This is a genomic window from Herbidospora sakaeratensis, from assembly GCF_001570525.1.
In the GTDB taxonomy this organism is placed as follows: Bacteria; Actinomycetota; Actinomycetes; order Streptosporangiales; family Streptosporangiaceae; genus Herbidospora; species Herbidospora sakaeratensis.
The window spans coordinates 907,565-925,821 of record NZ_BBXC01000007.1 but is presented as its reverse complement, the minus strand read 5'-3'; the positions used below and the strand labels follow the sequence as shown (position 1 = coordinate 925,821).

Here is an 18,257-nt window from a genome sequence, read left to right as displayed (position 1 = left end):
AAGAACTCGCTATACTCGAACACATGAGCGATCTGCAGGGGGACGTCCAGGCCGCGATCGACGAACTCGTCGAGAAGGGCGTCGAGCGCGGCGTCCAGGTGGCGGTCTACCTCGGCGGCGAGCCCGTCGTCGACGCCGTGTCGGGGGTGGCCGACCCGGCCACCGGGCGCGCGGTGACGCCCGACACGCCGTTCTACAACTACTCCGTCGGCAAGGGCGCCACCTCCACGGTGCTCCACGTGCTGGCCGAACGCGGGCTGATCGGCTACGACACGCCGATCGCCGAGGTGTGGCCCGAGTTCGCCGCCCACGGCAAAGCCCGGGCGACGGTCCGCATGGCCCTCAACCACACCGTGGGCGTGCCCGGCATCCCGCTCACCACGACCGCCGAAGACCTCTGCGACTGGGACGGGATGTGCGCGGCCATCGCCGCCGCCGAGCCCTGGTGGGAGCCCGGCGCCGAGATGGGCTACCACGCCTACAGCTTCGGCTACATCGTCGGCGAGATCGTCCGGCGGGTGACCGGCAGAAAGATCTCCGAGGTCCTCTACGACGAGGTCGCCGGCCCGCTCGGAGTGGCCGGCGAGCTCTACTTCGGCATGCCCGCCGACCAGCACCACCGGCTGGCCGTGCTCGAAGACGCCCCGTCGCCCGAGCCGCCGCCGGGCCTGCCGGCCGAGCTGCCCGACCTGCCGATGTTCAAGGCCAACCCGATGGCGCTGTCGCCGACCGCCAACTTCGGCAACCGGCCCGACATCCTGGCCGCCGACATCCCGGCCGGGGGCAAGATGACGGCCCGCGCGATGGCCCGCCTCTACTCGGCGCTGCTGACCGAGGTCGACGGCGTGCGGCTGATCTCCCCCGAACGCCTCCGCGAGATCTCCGCGATCTCCTACGAGGGCGTCGACGCCGTCTTCGGCAACCCCGTGAGATGGGGCCTCGGCTACGGCATCGGCCACCCGGGCGCGTTCGCCGATCCCGACCCGGCCACGTTCGGCGTCTCGGGCGCTGGCGGCAGCACCGCCTACGCCGACACGAAGACGGGCCTGGCCTTCGCCCTGACGAAGAACGTGCTGAGCACCGACTTCACCACCGCCACCACGATCAGCGACCTGGTCCGGCGACAACTCGCCGGATGACGGCGAGCGGCTCGCAGGTGGATTTGGGCGTCCAGGTTGGAGAGACTGCCCGTTATGACATTTCTTCTGGCGATCAGCGACGTACACGTCGGCTACCCCGAGAACCGGGAGATCGTCGAGCGCATCCGCCCCCGGTCGGAGAGCGACTGGCTCCTGCTGCCCGGAGACGTGTCCGAGAAGGTCGCCGACTTCGAGTGGGTGCTGGGCACCCTCGCCGGCCGCTTCGCCAAGGTCGTCTGGGCCCCCGGCAACCACGACCTGTGGACCCACCCGACCGAGACCGTCCAGCTCCGCGGCGTCGAACGCTACGACCACCTGGTGAAGGTGGCCCGTGACCTGGGCGTCGTCACCCCCGAAGACCCCTACCCGACCTGGGAGGGCCCCGACGGCCCGGTCACGGTCGCCCCTCTGATGGTCCTCTACGACTACAGCTACCGCATGCCCGGCGTCACGACCAAGGAGGCGGCGCTCCAGCTCGCCTACGACAAGGGCGTCGTCTGCACCGACGAGATGGTCCTCCACGCCGACCCCTACGACGGCATCGACGAGTGGTGCGCCGCCCGCGCCGAGGAGACCGAACGCCGCCTGGCCGAACGCCCCGGCGGCCTGCCGACCGTCCTGGTCAACCACTATCCGCTGGTCCGCGACCCCACGTTCGTGCTGCGCCACCCGGAGTTCGCCATCTGGTGCGGCACCGACCGCACCGCCGACTGGCACATCCGGTTCGGCGCGGTCGCGATGGTCTATGGCCACCTGCACATTCCGCGGACGACCTGGTACGACGGGGTGCGGTTCGAGGAGGTGTCGCTGGGTTACCCGCGGGAGTGGAAACCGCGAGCGGCCGCTCCTGGGCAACTGCGGCAGATCCTGCCCGTGCTCTGATCACGCAAGGTCTGCCCGTGTGATCGAGACCGTGCTGTTCGACGTCGGCGAAGTGCTGACGATCGACCCGCGACGTCATGATCAGGACAGTCGACTCGTGGCGGCCGCAGTCGCACCAACGAGGGTCTGAGCGTCAGAATCCCGCCGTTTCGCGGACCAGCACGACGACGCCCCGGCCGGGCATGAACTCGTTCTCGATGATCAGGATTCGGCCGATGAACGACTCCTGCCCGACGAGCGCGCGTAGCCGCTGCGACTCCAGCACCACACTGTGCTCGCGGAGCCGGCGCAGCCCCGTCTCCAGGTCGGGGACGATCTTCTGGGAGCCGACGACCCAGACGGCCGTCCGGGCGCCGGACGCGTAGGGGGCGAGTTGTGAGCCGCTGGCCGACGCGGTGAGCAGGCGGCCGTCCTCGGTCACGGCGTGCACGCTGCCCACGACCACCTCGGGGGTGGCGCCCAGCCTGATCCGGTCGCGCACGTCGTCGAGCGGGCCGGAGGAGGCGCGTACCGACATGTAGTCGCCCGATTCGTCGATGTCGGCGGCCAGGCCCGACACCCGGAGGGTCTCGCTGGTCGCGGTGAAGATCGGCTGGTCCTTCGGGAGCAGGCCGTGGACGAGGTCGCGGGCCGCCGCCAGGTCGTCCACGACGTGGACGTCGAAGCCGTTCGCCTTCAGCGCCCCGGCCGCGCGCTGGAGTGTGGGCTCGTCGGCGGGCGTGGCGAAGGTGGACTCGGTCATGATGTCCCATCTCAACGTTGGTTCCGTCTGGTAACTGACCACATTCTGCGGAACCATTGGGCCATGGAGAAGACGGCACTTTCAGCTGCCTCAGGCACACCGGGGGAACCGCGCGACGAACGCCTGTGCCGGGCGCGGCAGATGCTAGACCGGGTCGCCGACAAGTGGACGCTCAACGTCATCCACGTCATCGGCACGGAGACCAAGCGCTTCACCGTCATCAAACGGGAGATTCCGGGCCTCAGCCAGCGCATGCTGACCGTCACCCTGCGCAACCTCGAACGCGACGGCCTGGTCACCCGGACCGTCCATCCCGTCGTCCCGCCCCGCGTCGATTACGAATTGACACCACTGGGTCACACTTTGCGTTCGGCGGTTTGCGGGCTGTTGGACTGGTCCATGACAAACGTGGACGCGATTGACCGGGCCCGCGAGGCCTACGACGCCCGGCAGGCCGACATGTAGGGGAGGAACCCATGCATCCGAGCCCGGTTACGTGGCGTGACCAGTTCCTGTACTTCCTGCTCCCCGACCGCTTCAGCGACGGCCGCGAGGAGACCCGCCCGAAATACGACCGGACCGACGCCCACCGGGCCCCCGACCCGGTCGCCTGGGCCGACTCGGGGTCGCGTTTCCAGGGCGGCACGATCAGCGGGATCACCGGCAAGCTGAGCTACCTGCGCGACCTCGGCGTCACCACCCTGTGGCTCGGCCCGGTCTGGAAGCAGCGTCCCGACCTGGAGACCTACCACGGTTACGGCATCCAGGACTTCCTGGACGTCGACCCCAGGTTCGGCAGCCCCGACGACTTACGCACCCTCGTCGCCAAGGCCCACGACCTGGGCATGTACGTGCTCCTCGACGTCATCTACAACCACACCGGCGACAACTGGTTCTACGACGACGGCGGCTCCCCCGTCTCCCAGCTCCCCTACCGGTTCGCCCCGCCCTACCCGGTGCACGGCTGGCGGTCGGCCCACGGAGCCAGCGTGCCCCGCATCGCCGCCCGGGGCGACGGCGTCTGGCCGGAGCCGTTCCAGAATCCCGAGTGGTACACCCGCGCCGGCAGCATCGGCCGCTGGGACCCCGAACCGTGGGAGGACCCGCTCCACCCCGACGTCGAGTTCCGGCGGGGCGACTTCCAGACGTTGAAAGACCTGACCCTCACCCGCGACGACGTCCTGTCGGCGGTCGTGGACGTCTACAAGCACTGGATCGCGTTCACCGACTGTGACGGGTTCCGGATCGACACGGTGAAGCACGTGCCGTGGGAGGTGTCGCGGAACTTCTGCGGCGCGATCCGCGAATACGCCGAGTCGGTCGGGAAGGAGAACTTCCTGCTGCTCGGCGAGGTGACCGGCGGCGCGGCGATGGCGCGCGACTACCTCGACGTCTTCGGCCGCAACGTCGACGCGGTGCTCGACATCGGCCAGCCGGCGGCGCTGATCGCCGGGCTGGTCAAGGGCTTCGCCGACCCGCAGGCGTTCTTCGCGCAGTATCACGGCCACGACATCCTCGGCGGCCACCGGGAGACCGGCCGCTACCACGTGACGATGTTCGACGACCACGACATGGTCGGCCGCGAACGCCGCCGCTTCTCGGCGGGCAACGCCGGGCCCCACTCCGACACCCAGGTCGCCCACGCGGTCGGCGTGCAGCTCACCACGCTGGGCATTCCGTGCGTCTACTACGGCACTGAGCAGGCCTTCGACGGCGCGTCACCGGCCGGGGGCGACGACCGTTACATCCGCGAGTCGATGTTCGGCGGGACGTTCGGGGCGTTCGGCACCCAGGGGTGTCACTTCTTCGATCCGGAGCATCCGGCGTACCGGAGGATCCGGGAACTGGCGGCGGTGCGCAACCGCCCCGACGGCGTGGGGCTGGCGCTGCGGCGGGGGCGCATGTACCTGCGGGAGATCTCGACGGGCGGCCCGTTCCGGCTGCCGGCGACGGGCGAACTGACGGCGTGGTCGCGCATCCTCCACGACCGCGAGGTCCTGGTGGCCCTCAACCCGACCCTCAACCCGATGACGGCCCTGGTCACCATCCACCGCCCGTTCCATCCGGAGGGCTCGGTCCTGTCGGTGCTCTACGGGGAGGCGACCCCGCCTTCGGTCGTCCACCACGAGGGCCGCGCGCTGGTGCGAGTCACCCTTCCGCCGGCGGGAATGGCGATCCTCGGCTGAAATACCCGGCCTCCCCGATCAGGCCAACCTTCACGATCGCCAGCAGAACAGCACCTCGCCGGTCGAGGTGGCCACCTGTCGGCTGTTGGTTCGGCCAGGAGTCGCAGGCGTGGCCGGATCACCATCTCAAGTTGCACTCCGGTTGTGATGCGGAGCGACGCCGCCCCAGACCCAGCTCAAGTCGGTCTCTGGCCGGTCGTGAAACGGATCGTCCTGAACATCAGATCCGGACCCCGAATCACACAGCCGCCCCAGCCCAGGTCAGCCGGGCTGGGATCCCGAGCTGAACGCCGCCTGCAGTAAAGCCTCCGCGTCATCCAGATACCGCGACAGGTACCGCTCCGCCTCCCCCACGCGCCCCTCCTCCAGCAACCCCGTCAGCACCCGGTTCCGGGCCACGAACGGCGCGTGAAACGCCCCCGGGTTCTCCATCACGTGAAAGACGAGCCGCAGCTCGGCCAGCAGCTGCCCCATCAGCTCGTCGAGCCGTGAACTCCCGTGCAGCGCCACCAGAGCCTGGTGGAAGCGCAGGTTCGCCGTCCCCACGTCGCGCCACTGATCGGCGGCAGCCGCCCGTTCGCCGTCTTCGACCGCCTCCCGGCAGGCCGTGACGTCTCCCCCGGCCGAGTTGCGCACGGCCGCGCATTCGATGACGCGGCGCACCAGGTAGAGGTCTTTCACGTCAGAGGCCGACAGGACCCGGACGAACACGCCCCGGTTGAGCTTGTGCACGAGCAGTCTCTCGTGGCCGAGCAGGCGGAACGCCTCGCGCAAGGTGTTGCGGGAGATCTCCAGTTCGGCGCCGATGGCCTCTTCGGAGAGGCGTTCGCCGGGTGCGTAGACCGCTTGGGCGATGCGGTCGCGGAGCACGCCCGCGACGAGTTCGGCGGTGCTGGTTCGCAGGAGATGGGGCCCGGTCGTCTGTTCACGCACGGTAACCAGCAAAACATGAGAACAAACCCCTTGTCGAATTGTTCAACGATTCTTATGTTGAAAATGGCCCACCTCCCCACGAAGGAGCGTCATGGCAACCTCCCAGTCCCGCCGGGTGATCGTCGCAAGCCTGATCGGCACGTCCCTGGAGTGGTACGACTTCTTCCTCTACGGCACCGCCGCCACCCTCGTCTTCGGCAAGGTCTTCTTCCCGACGTTCGAGCCGCTCACCGGCACCCTGCTCGCCCTCACGACCTACGCGGTCGGCTTCGTCGCCCGGCCGCTGGGCGGCATCGTGTTCGGCCACTTCGGCGACCGGGTCGGGCGCCGGGGGGTGCTGGTCGCGACGCTCCTGCTGATGGGGGTCGCGACGTTCCTCATCGGGCTGCTGCCGACCTACGCCGCCATCGGCGTGGCCGCGCCGGTCCTGCTCGTGACGTTGCGCTTCCTGCAGGGGCTCGGCCTCGGCGGCGAGTGGGGCGGCGCGGTGGTGATGACGATGGAGCACGGCGACCCCGCCCGGAAGGGCTTCAACGCCAGCTGGCCGCAGGTCGGGGTGCCGGCCGGGAACCTGCTGGCGGCCGGGGCGCTCGGGGTGTTGTCGGCGACCCTGCCCGAGCAGGCGTTCCTCGACTGGGGGTGGCGGATCCCGTTCCTGCTGTCGGGCGTGCTCGTGGGGGTGGGGCTCTGGATCCGGGTGCGGGTCGCCGAGTCGCCTCTGTACGCCGAGATGCCCGCCAAGGCCCGCATGCCGCTGATCGACGTGATCACCACGCATCCGCGCGCCCTGTTGTCGGCCATCGCCGCGCGCATCGGGGTCGACGTCGCGTTCTACACGTTCACCCTCTACATCCTCACCTACGTCACCGGCACGCTGAACCTCGACCGGCAGACGGGGCTGAACGCGGTGCTGATCGCGTCGGCGTGCCAGTTGTTCCTGATCCCGTTGTTCGGCGCGCTGTCCGACCGGGTCGGCCGCAAGCCCGTCTACCTGGCGGGGGCGGCGGGCGCGGCGGTGTGGGCGTTCGTGTTCTTCCCGCTGCTCGACACGGGGTCGTTCGCGCTCATCGTGTTCGCGACGGTGGTGGCGCTGGCCTGCCATGCGGCCATGTACGGACCGCAGGCCGCGTTCATCGCCGAGTTGTTCAGCACCCGGCTGCGCTACAGCGGGGCGTCGATGGGCTACCAGCTGGCGGGGGTGCTGGGCGGGGCGCTGGCGCCGATCATCGCGCTGGCGCTGCTCGACCGGTTCGGCACCACTCTGGCGATCTCGCTCTACGTGCTGGTCGCGCTGGGGATCACCGCCGCCGGCGTGATCGCGGCGCCCGCCAAGGCGGAGGTGCGGGTCTGATGCGGCGGCTGCTGATCGCCGGGTCCGTGCTGCTGCTCGCGGGATGCGGCGGGCTGAGCGAGGCCGACACGAAGGCGTGCGGCGACGGCCGCAAGCTCGTCGCCTACGCGCTGAGCATCACCGACGTGGCCCCCGAGGAGGTGGTGCGCCTGATGACCGAGGCGACCGGCGACCGGTTACGCACCACCGCCGCCGGGGCCGCCGACGAGGGCGTCAAGAACGCGCTCACCGCGCTCGAGAAGACGATGGCCGGGTTCCGGCCCACGCAGGTGACCACCACCGGCGACACCATCGCCGAGCAGTACCTCGCGAAGGTCGAGTCCGACCGGCAGCGCCAGGAGAACGTCGACAAGCTGGAGGCGGCGCTCCGGCAGCAGGGGAAGGCGCTCAACGAGGTGTGCGGGACATGAGGCGGCCGAAAAACGCGCGCGATCCCCACACAACCCGGTCGGCGCATGAGCACGGACCCGCACTCCGCGAAGCAGGCAGGACGTGAAGCGGCCGGCGGCGTTCGGGGTGGCCGTCGTGGTGTCGGCGGCGCTGGTGGCCGGATTGTGGTGGGTCAACCGGCCCGACAGCGCGCCGGGTTGCCCGCAGGGGCTCACCGAGATCCGCGTCGCCTCCTCGCAGGACAAGGTCGAGCTGTTACGGGAGGCGGCCGCCGGGTTCGGCGCCCGCGCCTGCGGGCGGGTGGTCGTCGACGAGGTCAACTCAGGGACCGGAATGGAGGCGCTCGCGCGCGGCTGGGACGTCGACCTCGACGGTCCGCGGCCCGACGTGTGGGCGCCGACCGCGTCGGTGTGGCTCACGTTGCTGGAGCACCGCGCGAAGGACACGGGTGGCGTCGCTGCCACGGCGCCACCCGTGCCGATCGTCACCTCGCCGCTGACGATCGCGATGCCGAAGCCGATGGCCGAGGCGCTGGGGTGGCCCGGGGAGCCGATCGGGTGGCGGGATCTGGCGGCGCTCGCCCGTGACCCCCGCGGCTGGGGGGCGCACGGGCATCCCGAATGGGGGCCGTTCCGGCTCGGCAAGACCAATCCGAACTTCTCGACCTCCGGGCTGAACGCGACCGTCGCCGCCTTCTTCGCCGCCACCGGCACGACCGGGGATCTCACGACGGGCGACGTACAGAAGAAGGAGAACCGGGAGTTCGTGCGGGCCATCGAGCAGTCGATCGTGCACTACGGCGAGACCGCGATCGCGTTCCTGGAGAACATGCAGAAGGCCGACGACAGGGGCTCGGCCCTCGGCTACATCTCCGCGGTGACGCTGGAGGAGAAGTTCGTCACCGACTACAACCGGGGCAATCCGTCGGGCGATCCGGCGACGCTCGGCGACCATCTGCCGCCGAAGGTGCCGCTGGTCGCGATCAGCCCTGAAGAGGGGACGACGGTCTCCGACCACCCGTACATCGAACTGGCCTGGATGGACGCGCCGAAGCGCACGGTCGCCGCCGCCTTCCTGCGGCATCTGCACAGTCCGCGGGTGCAGGAGCGCTTCATGCTGTACGGCTACCGCTCCCACGACGGCGCCACGGGGCCGCTGCAGCAGGACGCCGCACCGCTGCCCGGCCTGCTGCGGCCGCCGTCGGCGCACGTGCTCGACGCGGTCCTGACCTCGTGGCGGGAGCTGCGGAAACCGGCCAACGTGCTGCTGGTGCTCGACGTGTCGGGCTCGATGGAGAGCTCGGTCGAGCTCTTCGGCGAGAGCGCGCTGACCCTGGCCAAACGGGCGGCGAACGCCTCGCTCGGCCAGTTCACCGACGCCGACCGCGTCGGCCTGTGGATCTTCTCCACCCACCTCGACGGGGAGAGGGACCACCTGGAGCTGCTGACGACCGAGCCGATGAAGGACAACAGGGACAAACTGCGCGGCCTCATCGACGGCCTCACGCCGGGCGGCGGCACCGGCCTCTACGACACGGCGGCGGCCGCGCTCGGCGCGATGGCCGCCGAGGCCGAACCGGGGTCGATCAACGCGGTCGTGCTGCTCACCGACGGCGCGAACGAGGACGACGGCCTGACCCTCGACAATCTCATCACCCGCGTCAAGGAGACGACGTCCGACGAACCGGTCCGCCTGTTCACCATCGGCTACGGGGGCGCCGCCGACCAGGAGGTGCTGACGCGGATGGCCGAGGCGACCGACGGCGTCGCCTACGAATCCGGCGACGAGGCGCACATCCAGCGGGTCTTCACATCGGTGATCTCGAACTTCTGAACTGGCCCGCGCCACTGGGTTAGTGTAGCCTTACCTAAGTTTGACCAAGGGCGAGGCGGAGGGTGACGGGTGAGGGCTGTCCTGTGGCGGGCGATCTCGGGGCAGCGCCGCGACGTCGTCACCGGCGCCGTGCTGGGCGCCGCCCACCAGGCCGGTGAGGTCATGGTGCCGGTGCTGATCGGCGTGGTCATCGACCAGGGGGTGGCGGCGGGCGACCTGCCCGCGCTGGCCCGGTGGCTCGTCGTGCTGGCCGTCGTGTACGTCGTGTTGTCGTTCTCCTACCGCTTCGGCGCGCGCGCCGGTGAACGGGCCGCCGAGCGGGCCGGTCACACGCTGCGCATGGAGCTCGTGGCGCGGGTGCTCGACGCGCGCGGCGGCGCGGAGGAGGGACGGCTGCCCGGCGCGCTGACCAACACCGCGACCGAGGACGCCAAGCGTGTCGGCGCGGTCAACATGTCGGTGATGCTGGCCTTCTCGGCGCTGACGGGCATCGTCGTCGCGGCGATCGTCCTGCTGCGCATCTCGGTGCCGCTCGGCCTGGTCGTGCTGGCCGGCACTCCCCTGCTGCTGTTCCTCGGCCACCTGCTGAGCAAGCCGCTGGAGAAGGCGAGCGAAGACCAGCAGGACCGCGCCGCGCACGCGTCCGGCGTCGCGGCCGACCTGATCAAGGGGCTGCGGGTGCTGAAGGGCATCGGCGCCGAGACCGCCGCCGTCGCCCGCTACCGGGTGACCAGCGGCGACTCCCTCGCCGCGACGCTGCGCGCGGCCCGCGCCGAGGCCCTGCAGACGGGCCTGGTCGTCGCGCTCACCGGCGTCTTCATCGCCGTCGTGGCGCTGGTCGGCGGCCGGCTGGCCGCCTCGGGCGCGATCACGCTCGGCGAACTCGTCTCGGCCGTCGGCCTCGCACTGTTCCTGATCGGCCCGCTGGAGGTCTTCGCCTGGGTGAACGCCCAGTTCGCGATGGGCCGGGCCTCGGCGGCCCGGATCGCGGAGGTGCTCGCCGCGCCCCACGCCATCGCCGCCGGCACCTCTGAACTTCCCTTTCCGGTACGCGGCTCGCTCCGCCTCCGCGCCGTCTCCCACGACACCCTGAAGGGCGTCGACCTGGAGGTGGCCCCCGGCGAGGTGCTCGGAGTCGCGGCCGTCGACCCGGCCGACGCGGTCAGCCTGCTGCGCTGCCTGGGCCGGACCGCCGACCCGGCGTCCGGGACCGTGGAGCTCGACGGGGTGGCGCTGGCCGACCTCGACCCGGCCGCGCTGCGCGCGGTGGTGCTGGTCGCCGACCACGACGCCGACCTGTTCGAGGGCACCCTGCGCGAGAACGTCGGCGGCGACCGTCCCGAGGCCATGGCCGCGGCCGGCGCCGACGAGGTGGCCGACGAACTGCCCGGCGGGCTCGACGGGCACGTCGGCGAACGCGGCCAGTCGCTCTCGGGCGGTCAGCGGCAGCGGGTCGCCCTGGCCAGGGCGCTGGCGGCCGACCGCGCGGTCCTGGTCGTCCACGACCCCACCACCGCGGTCGACGCGGTGACCGAGGCGCGCATCGCCTCCCGGTTGCGCGACGTCCGGCGCGACCGCACCACGATCCTGGTGACCACCTCCCCCGCGCTGCTCGCGGTGGCCGACCGGGTGGTGCTGCTCGACGGCGGCCGCATCACCGACGCCGCCCCGCACGCCGACCTGGTGACCCGCAACGCGACCTACCGGACGGCGGTGCTCGCGTGAGCCGCGAACTGCTCCCCGTCGCCACGGCGGCGCGCACCCGCGCGGTGCTGTTCGACCTGGTCCGCCCCCATCGCGCGCTGGCCCTCGGCGGGTTCGCCGTGATGGTCGTGGCCACCTCGATCGGGCTGCTCACCCAGCCGCTGCTCGGCTCCATCGTCGACCTGGTCGACGCCGGGGAGCCCGCCGCCGCGATCACCGCGCCGGTGCTGGCGCTGGTCGTGGTCGCGGTCACCCAGGGCGGCGCGATGACCCTCGGGCTGGCGCTGGTGTCGCGTCTCGGCGAGACCGTGCTGGCCCGGCTGCGCGAGCGGTTCGTCGACCGGGCGATGCGGCTGCCGCTCGAACAGGTGGAACGGGCCGGGTCGGGCGACCTGACCGCCCGGGTGACCGGCGACGTCTCGCTGATCGCCGAGGCCGTCCGGGTCGCGCTGCCCGAGATGGCCCGCTCGGGCCTGGCGATCGTGCTGACCCTGGGCGCGCTGGCGATCCTCGACTGGCGGTTCCTGCTGGCCGCGCTGGTCTCGGTGCCGGTCCAGTGGCACACCGCGCGCTGGTACGTCCGCCACGCCGGTCCCCTCTACGCCCGCCAGCGGGTGGCCGGGGGCGCCCAGCAGCAGCAGCTCCTCGACACCATCGGCGGCGCGACGACCGTGCGGGCGTTCCGGCTGGAGGCCGGCCACACCGCCAGGGTCGCCGAACGCTCGACCACGGCCGTCGACCTGACCATGCGCGGCGTCAACCTGGTGCTGCGCTTCTACAGCCGCCTTCACATCGCCGAATACGCGGGCTTGGCCGCCGTGCTGGTCGCCGGGTTCTTCATGGTGCGTTCGGGCGCCGCCTCGATCGGCACGGCCACCGCCGCCGCCCTCTACTTCCACTCCCTGTTCGCCCCGGTGAACACCGCCCTGGTGCTGATCGACGACGCCCAGTCGGCGGGCGCCGCGATGGCCCGCCTGGTCGGCGTCGTCGACCTGCCCGAACCGGCCGCCCTCGACCGGCCGGCGGCCCCGCGGATCGAGGTCTCCGGGCTCGGCCACGCCTACGACGAGGGCCGGCCCGTGCTCCACGACGTCGACCTGACGATCGGCGCGGGCGAGCGGGTCGCCCTGGTCGGCGCGAGCGGCGCCGGGAAGACGACGCTGGCGAAGCTGATCGCCGGCATCCACCGGCCGTCGAACGGGACGATCGCCGTGCCCGGCGAGGTCGGCATGGTCACCCAGGACGTGCACGTCTTCGCCGGCCCGCTGGCCGACGACCTGCGGCTGGCCCGCCCCGACGCCACCGACGCCGACCTGCGCGAGGCGCTGACCCGGGTCGACGCGCTCACCTGGGCCGAGACCCTGCCCGAGGGCCTGGCCACCGTCGTCGGCGAGGGCGGCCACCGCCTCACCGCGACCCAGATCCAGCAGCTCGCGCTGGCCCGGCTGATCCTGGCCGACCCGCCCGTGGCCGTGCTCGACGAGGCGACCGCCGAGGCGGGCAGCGCCGGGGCGCGGGTGCTGGAGAAGGCCATCGAGACCACCGTCGAGGGCCGCACGGCCCTCATCGTCGCCCACCGCCTCACCCAGGCGGCGGCGACCGACCGGGTCGTCGTCATGGACGGCGGCCGAATCGTGGAGAGCGGCCCGCACGACGAGCTGCGCTCCTCCGGCGGCCGGTACGCCTCCCTCTGGGCGGCGTGGTCCGGAGTCCGCCCCACCAGTGAAAACCCCCTCGAATAAGGAAATTCGATGCTCGGCATTACGAGAGGCATCCGGTTCGCCGCGGTGCTCGCCTCCTCCCTCCTGCTCGGCACCGTCGCCGCCTGCGGGTCGTCGTCGGAGACGGCAACCCCCGCCGCGTCGGCCCCGGCCGCCCCTCCGGCCGGGACGACGGCCCCCGCCGCCGCCTTCCCGGTGACGATCGAGCACAAGTTCGGCTCCACGACGATCCCGGCCGCGCCGCAGCGCATCTTCACCGTCGGCCTGACCGACCAGGACGCCGCCATCGCCCTCGGCGTCGTGCCGGTGGGCACCACCAACTGGTTCGGCGGCTTCCCCGGCGCGATCGGCCCGTGGGCCACGCCGAAGCTGAACGGCGCGCCCGTCCCGACGCTGCTGGAGGACCCGGGCACCGGCCCGCAGGTCGAGAAGATCGCGGCCCTCAAGCCCGACCTGATCCTCGCCCTGTACGCCGGCCTGACCAAGGAGCAGTACGAGACCCTGTCGAAGTTCGCCCCCGTCGTGGCGCAGCCGGCGGCGTACAACGACTACGGCATCCCGTGGCAGGAGCAGACCCTCATCACCGGCAAGGCGCTCGGCAAGGAGGCCGAGGCGAAGACGCTGGTCAACGAGGTCGAGACCAAGTTCAAGACGATGGCCGCCGAGCACCCGGAGTTCGCCGGCAAGAAGGCCGTCGTGGCCACGCCCTATGAGGGCTTCTTCGTGTACGGCAGCCAGGACACCCGCTCCCGCAACCTCGTCTCCCTGGGCTTCAGCCTGCCGTCGGACCTCGACTCGGTGATCGGCGACCAGTTCGGCGCCAGCATCTCCAAGGAGCGCAGCGACCTGCTCGACCAGGACCTCATCATCTGGACGGTGCCCGACACCAAGAAGGACGTCGAGACGCTGCACAAGGACGCCGTCTACAAGGACATGAAGGTCGTCGCCGAGGGCCGCGAGGTCTTCATCGGCGAGAGCACCAACTACGGCGTGGCGTTCTCGTTCGTGACGGTGTTGTCGCTGCCGTACGTGCTCGACCGCCTGGTGCCGCAGCTGGCCCAGGCGGTCGACGGCGACCCCGCGACCACGGTGGAGCCGGCCGCCGACTGACCGGCACACTTCGAGAGAACCGGAGGCCGGGCCCGCGCGGGGCCCGGCCTCCGTCGTCACGGGCCGCAGGTGGGCCGATGGCCGACGTCGGCGATGTGCTGCCGCCATTCCCGGGAGGTGAGACCGCGGCCCGCGATGGCGCACACCGCGCCGAGCAGGTCGGCCGGCATTCCGACGTCCCAGATCCGGACGGTCGAGTCGGTGTTCGCCGTGGCGAGCAGTTTTCCGTCCGGAGAGAAGGCCACGTCGTCGGCGGGGCCCGTCTTCAGGATGCCGACCTCTTGGTGCGTGGCCGTGTCCCACATCCGCACGGTGCCGTCGTCGGAGGAGGACGCCGCGTACGTGCCGTCCGGACTGAACGTCACCGAGGTCACCCGGCCGGTGTGCCCGGTCAGGGGGGTGCCGGCCTGCCTGGAGGTGGCCGCGTCCCACATCCGCACGGTGCCGTCGTCGGAGGAGGACGCCACGTACCCGCCGTCGGGACTGAAGTCGACGGCGTTCACCGCGCCCGTGTGCCCGACCATGGTGGCGCCGATCTGCTCGTGTGTGCCGGTGTCCCAGATCCGGACGGACCTGTCGTTCGAACCGGACACGAGACGTTCTCCGTCGGGGCTGTAGGCCACCGAGTTCATCCAGCGGGTACGGCCGACGAGGGGTGTGCCGACCTGTTTCCGCGTCGACAGGTCCCAGATCCGCAGCGTCGCGTCATCGGCGGCGGACACCAGGTCGGCGCCGTCCGGGCTGAAGGCGACCGAGGTGACCGTCCCCCCGGCATTCGCCCTGTCGACGTGACCCCGGAGAGCGACGCCCACCGGTTGCCGGGTGGCGGGGTCCCAGATCCGCACCGTCATGTCCCCGGCGGCCGACGCGAGGCGGGTGCCGTCCGGGCTGAACGCGACGGCGGTCGCCCCTCCGTCGTGGGACATGGGCGCCCCGATCTGCCGGTGCGTGGCGGTGTCCCAGACGCGCACGGTCTTGTCGGCGGACGCGGAGGCTATCCGGGCGCCGCCGTGGTCGAAGGTCACCGACTCCACCCACGCCTCGTGCCCACTCAGGCTGCCGCCCACCTGCTGGTGCGTGGTGGCGTCCCAGATACGGACGTCTCCGCTTTCGTCCGAGAGCAGATCGCCGTTCGCGGCGAACGCCACCGCGGTCACCTCGCGATCGGGATCACCGAGGGCGCCGATCTGCTCATGTGCGGCCGTGTCCCAGATCCGTATCCCGTCGTCGGCTCCGGAGATCAGACGCGCGCCGTCGTCACTGAAGACCAGGGAGTTGACCGTCCCGGTGTGCCCGGTCAGCGGCGGACCGACCGCCTCGCCGGTGACCGCGTCATGGATGTGTATCTTCGTGGAGATCACGAAGGCCAGCCGTCCCCCGTCGGGACTGAATGCCAGCGTCGGCACCTCTCCCGCGAATCCGGTGATGGTCGGACCGGCCCGCCTGCCGGTCTCCGGATCCCAGATCCGCACCTTCCCGAACTCGCCGGAGGCGAGACGGGTGCCGTCCGGGTTGTAGGCGAGAGACTGAATCGAATCCGTTCGCCTGCCCAGGACCGGGCCGACTCTCCGTCGGCTCGCCAGGTCCCAGATCTGGATGCCCTCCTGCGAGACGGAGACCAGACGGGCGCCGTCAGGACTGAAGGCCACGGTGGTGACGTCGCCGCGATGGCTGCCCAACGATCGGCCGACGGGTGCACGTTCCGCCAGGTCCCAGATGCGGACGTCCGCGAACTCCCCCGTGGCCAGGAATCTCCCGCCGGGGTCCAGGGCCAGCGAGTGGGGCGCGGTCAGCCATTCGGACACCGGGAAGTCGTGCACCGGTTCACGCGTGGCGAGATTCCAGGTCCGCACGCGTTCGGACGTGGCCGAGGCCATGATCGTCCCGGTCGGACCGAGCGCCGTCACATCCCCGAGATGGGTCACGGTTCCCCGGATCGGCGAACTGACCAGGGCGACCATCGCGGCCCGCGCCTCCTCCGTCGGCGCGATGGACCACGCGGCGGCGATGAGACGTGCCGAGGTGACGGGATCGTCGGAGAACGACCGGCCGTAGGTCACTATCTGCCGGGAGAGCACCTCGGCGTTGCGCGTCCGCGCGTCGAGACCGAAACGAAGAGCGATCACGCCCGCCGTGACGGCGATCACCAGGAATCCGGCCAGGAACATCGACAACGTGCGCCAGCGACGCCGGTAGCGGGTGGCGGCCCGGGCGCCGTCCCGGAGGAACTCGCCGGCGAGGGGGGTCAGGGCCGGATAGCGGCCGGGGTCGGCACGCCAGCGCCCGGCCGCGAGACGGGCGGTCTCCAGGCGTGCGCCCCGGTAGAGGAACGCCGCGTCGTCGGCGGCCTCGCGCCAGGCGGCGGCGTCGCGCAGGATCGTTCCGTGCAGGACCCGGTCGTCGAGGTCCTCCTTCAGCCACCCGTGGAGGCGTGGCCACGTCGTCACCAGGATGTCGTGCGCGAGTTCGACGACACTTCCGGCGTCGTCTCCCGGATCGTCGACCTGCGCGACGACCATGAGCCGCGCCGCTGTGAAGGCCTCCACGACCTGCCACACCGCTTGGGGCGGGTCGGGTGCGCAGGCCGACGTGAGCTCGCCCGGGAACGCGCGACGCCGGGTGCTCCGCCCGTCGGAGCCGGTGACGGTCAGCGCCAGGAAGATCCGCCGCGCGATCCGCCGTTGCCCGGAATCCAGATCGGCGTACGTGGCCTCGGCCGCGTCGGTGACGGCGGACGCGACCCCACCGGCCCGGTCGTAGGCCGCGTGGGTCAACCGGTCGCCTTCCCGGTTGGCCCAGGTGCGCGCCATGGCGACGGAGAGCAGCGGCAGGGCCCCCGCCAGGTCCGGACCCGACGTTCCGCGCACGTGGCTGACGAGGTCCTCGACGATCTGCTGCGCCAGCCCTTCCTCCACGCGCAGCCCCGCCGCGGCGGCGGGCCCGGTGATGGTCCGGCGCAGTTCCTGTTCGGTCATCGGGCCGAGCACGAACGTGCGTCGCTCCAAGGCGCGCACCAGGATCGGATAGGCGGCACAGCGTCCCAGGAAATCTCCGCGGATCGCGAGCACGACGACCCCGACCGGCTCATCCGGCGCGCCCTCGGCGGCCGGGCGGGTGAGAGCGTCGACCGCCGTCAGGAACCGGTCCACCTCTTCGAGGTCGGCCGACGGGCCGGACGCCAGCGTGAAGAGCTCCTCGAACTGGTCGACGACCAGGATCAGCCGCCTTTCGCCGGAAGCACGCCGGATCCGGTCGATCTCCAGAATCTGCCGTCCCCTCCGGATCGCGGCCCCGGCGGGGTCGGCACGCAGCTCGGCCAGAACCTGATCGGCGTCGGCGTTGCAGCGTGCGGCCATCTGGACGGCCAGCATCCGCAACGGATCGGCGCCGAGGTCGAAGACGATCGGCGTCCAGTCGAGTTTGGGCACCAGGCCGGCCCGCAGCAGGGAGGACTTCCCCGCTCCGGAGTCACCGGTCACGATGATCGGCCCGTCATGGACGTGGGCGACGACCATGGTGAGCAGCCGGGCGGTCGACTGCCTCCGGCCGAAGAAGACCCCCGCCTGGTCGGGACCGAAAGGGCGCAGCCCTTGGTAGGGACAGTCGATCCACTGCTCGGCCCGCCCCGCCGGGTTCGCGTCCCCGGGCGGGCGGCCGATGAGTTCGGTCAGCTGCTCGTGGAACTCCAGCAGCAGCGCGATCATGAACTCGTGCCGGGATCGATCGAGTCGCCGTTCGGCCGCCTGCTGCGACAGGGTCCGCTGGATGTGCAGGATCGAACCGTCCAGCCCCCGCAGCAGCGGAGAGATCCCGTCCAGCTGATCTCCCAGCTCGGTGAATCCGGTCTTGAGGTCCTCCAGCAGGCGGTCGTGACCGTCGACGACCACGTCACGGATGATCAGCGCGGTGGCGTCGATGCGCTCCAGGACGACCGCGAGGGTCCCGGCCAGTTCTGTCGCCTGCCCGTCCTGGCGCGACAGGACCTCTTCGATGCGGGCGGCGATCTCCTCGCGGACCTGGTCCGCGAACGCGGGGTCGGGTCCGTCCGGGTGCGTCGGCGCTTCCGCCGTGGACGACCGGAGCCGGGTGCGGGCGCGGGCGGCGTCCAGGGATTGGCTGATCAGGGTCGCCAGCACGTTGGAACCGACCGACCCCAGCACGACCAATCCGGCCTCGGCTCCCGAATCGGCCATGGCGATCGGCAGCAGCGCACTCGCGCAGAGCCCGGCGAGCATCGCTCGCGGACTCGCCCAGGCCACCCCCCGA

The 18,257-nt window shown here is 71.4% G+C and carries 13 protein-coding genes; 10 read left to right on the top strand and 3 right to left on the bottom strand.

Annotated features, from left to right (window positions below):
- Positions 1–23: 23 nt before the first annotated feature.
- The gene (locus AW271_RS03765; protein ID WP_062331702.1) at positions 24–1,139 is read left to right on the top strand and encodes a serine hydrolase domain-containing protein; all 1,116 of its coding nucleotides are present in this window, start codon (positions 24–26) and stop codon (positions 1,137–1,139) included.
- Positions 1,140–1,193: 54 nt separating this feature from the next.
- The gene (locus AW271_RS03760) at positions 1,194–2,021 is read left to right on the top strand and encodes a metallophosphoesterase family protein (RefSeq protein WP_062331699.1); all 828 of its coding nucleotides are present in this window, start codon (positions 1,194–1,196) and stop codon (positions 2,019–2,021) included.
- Between the two features lie 133 nt (positions 2,022–2,154).
- Here AW271_RS03760 and AW271_RS03755 read toward each other — a convergent pair whose 3' ends face one another.
- Positions 2,155–2,763: an LUD domain-containing protein gene (locus AW271_RS03755; protein ID WP_062331697.1), complete on the bottom strand. Its 609-nt coding sequence runs from the start codon at positions 2,761–2,763 to the stop codon at positions 2,155–2,157.
- A gap of 63 nt (positions 2,764–2,826) precedes the next feature.
- On the opposite strand from AW271_RS03755, the gene AW271_RS03750 reads away from it, so the two are divergent.
- Together AW271_RS03750 and AW271_RS03745 are read left to right on the top strand one after the other, a co-directional pair.
- Positions 2,827–3,228, top strand: a complete 402-nt coding sequence (locus tag AW271_RS03750; protein ID WP_062331694.1) for a winged helix-turn-helix transcriptional regulator — start codon at positions 2,827–2,829, stop codon at positions 3,226–3,228.
- A gap of 11 nt (positions 3,229–3,239) precedes the next feature.
- Positions 3,240–4,949, top strand: coding sequence for an alpha-amylase family glycosyl hydrolase (locus tag AW271_RS03745; protein ID WP_083976031.1), 1,710 nt, complete (start codon positions 3,240–3,242; stop codon positions 4,947–4,949).
- Positions 4,950–5,210: 261 nt separating this feature from the next.
- Here the strand turns inward: AW271_RS03745 and AW271_RS03740 are convergent, their stop codons facing one another.
- The gene (locus AW271_RS03740; protein ID WP_062333055.1) at positions 5,211–5,882 is read right to left on the bottom strand and encodes a GntR family transcriptional regulator; all 672 of its coding nucleotides are present in this window, start codon (positions 5,880–5,882) and stop codon (positions 5,211–5,213) included.
- Between the two features lie 91 nt (positions 5,883–5,973).
- On the opposite strand from AW271_RS03740, the gene AW271_RS03735 reads away from it, so the two are divergent.
- From AW271_RS03735 to AW271_RS41345, 6 genes are all read left to right on the top strand, one after another.
- The gene (locus tag AW271_RS03735; RefSeq protein WP_062331691.1) at positions 5,974–7,233 is read left to right on the top strand and encodes an MFS transporter; all 1,260 of its coding nucleotides are present in this window, start codon (positions 5,974–5,976) and stop codon (positions 7,231–7,233) included.
- Entirely contained in the window at positions 7,233–7,643 is a 411-nt protein-coding gene (locus tag AW271_RS03730; protein ID WP_062331688.1) for a hypothetical protein, read from the top strand. Before AW271_RS03735 ends, AW271_RS03730 begins: the two co-directional genes overlap by 1 nt.
- 82 nt (positions 7,644–7,725) lie before the next feature.
- Positions 7,726–9,456, top strand: coding sequence for a substrate-binding and VWA domain-containing protein (locus tag AW271_RS03725; protein ID WP_062331686.1), 1,731 nt, complete (start codon positions 7,726–7,728; stop codon positions 9,454–9,456).
- Between the two features lie 69 nt (positions 9,457–9,525).
- A complete protein-coding gene (locus AW271_RS03720) occupies positions 9,526–11,181 on the top strand; it encodes an ABC transporter ATP-binding protein (RefSeq protein ID WP_062331683.1) in 1,656 nt (551 codons plus the stop codon).
- Positions 11,178–12,902, top strand: a complete 1,725-nt coding sequence (locus AW271_RS41350) for an ABC transporter ATP-binding protein (RefSeq protein ID WP_062331680.1) — start codon at positions 11,178–11,180, stop codon at positions 12,900–12,902. The genes AW271_RS03720 and AW271_RS41350 overlap by 4 nt, the downstream gene beginning before the upstream one ends.
- 9 nt (positions 12,903–12,911) lie before the next feature.
- Positions 12,912–13,991: an iron-siderophore ABC transporter substrate-binding protein gene (locus AW271_RS41345; RefSeq protein ID WP_062331677.1), complete on the top strand. Its 1,080-nt coding sequence runs from the start codon at positions 12,912–12,914 to the stop codon at positions 13,989–13,991.
- Positions 13,992–14,047: 56 nt separating this feature from the next.
- Here AW271_RS41345 and AW271_RS03705 read toward each other — a convergent pair whose 3' ends face one another.
- Entirely contained in the window at positions 14,048–18,250 is a 4,203-nt protein-coding gene (locus AW271_RS03705) for a WD40 repeat domain-containing protein (protein WP_157553880.1), read from the bottom strand.
- Positions 18,251–18,257: the final 7 nt, after the last annotated feature.

What these genes read in the sequence shown, in the direction of transcription:
- AW271_RS03765 (WP_062331702.1), top strand. Translation starts at nt 24, where the DNA reads ATGAGCGATCTGCAGGGGGACGTCCAGGCCGCGATCGACGAACTCGTC.
- AW271_RS03760 (WP_062331699.1), top strand. Translation starts at nt 1,194, where the DNA reads ATGACATTTCTTCTGGCGATCAGCGACGTACACGTCGGCTACCCCGAG.
- AW271_RS03755 (WP_062331697.1), bottom strand. Translation starts at nt 2,763, where the DNA reads ATGACCGAGTCCACCTTCGCCACGCCCGCCGACGAGCCCACACTCCAG.
- AW271_RS03750 (WP_062331694.1), top strand. Translation starts at nt 2,827, where the DNA reads ATGGAGAAGACGGCACTTTCAGCTGCCTCAGGCACACCGGGGGAACCG.
- AW271_RS03745 (WP_083976031.1), top strand. Translation starts at nt 3,240, where the DNA reads ATGCATCCGAGCCCGGTTACGTGGCGTGACCAGTTCCTGTACTTCCTG.
- AW271_RS03735 (WP_062331691.1), top strand. Translation starts at nt 5,974, where the DNA reads ATGGCAACCTCCCAGTCCCGCCGGGTGATCGTCGCAAGCCTGATCGGC.
- AW271_RS03730 (WP_062331688.1), top strand. Translation starts at nt 7,233, where the DNA reads ATGCGGCGGCTGCTGATCGCCGGGTCCGTGCTGCTGCTCGCGGGATGC.
- AW271_RS41345 (WP_062331677.1), top strand. Translation starts at nt 12,912, where the DNA reads ATGCTCGGCATTACGAGAGGCATCCGGTTCGCCGCGGTGCTCGCCTCC.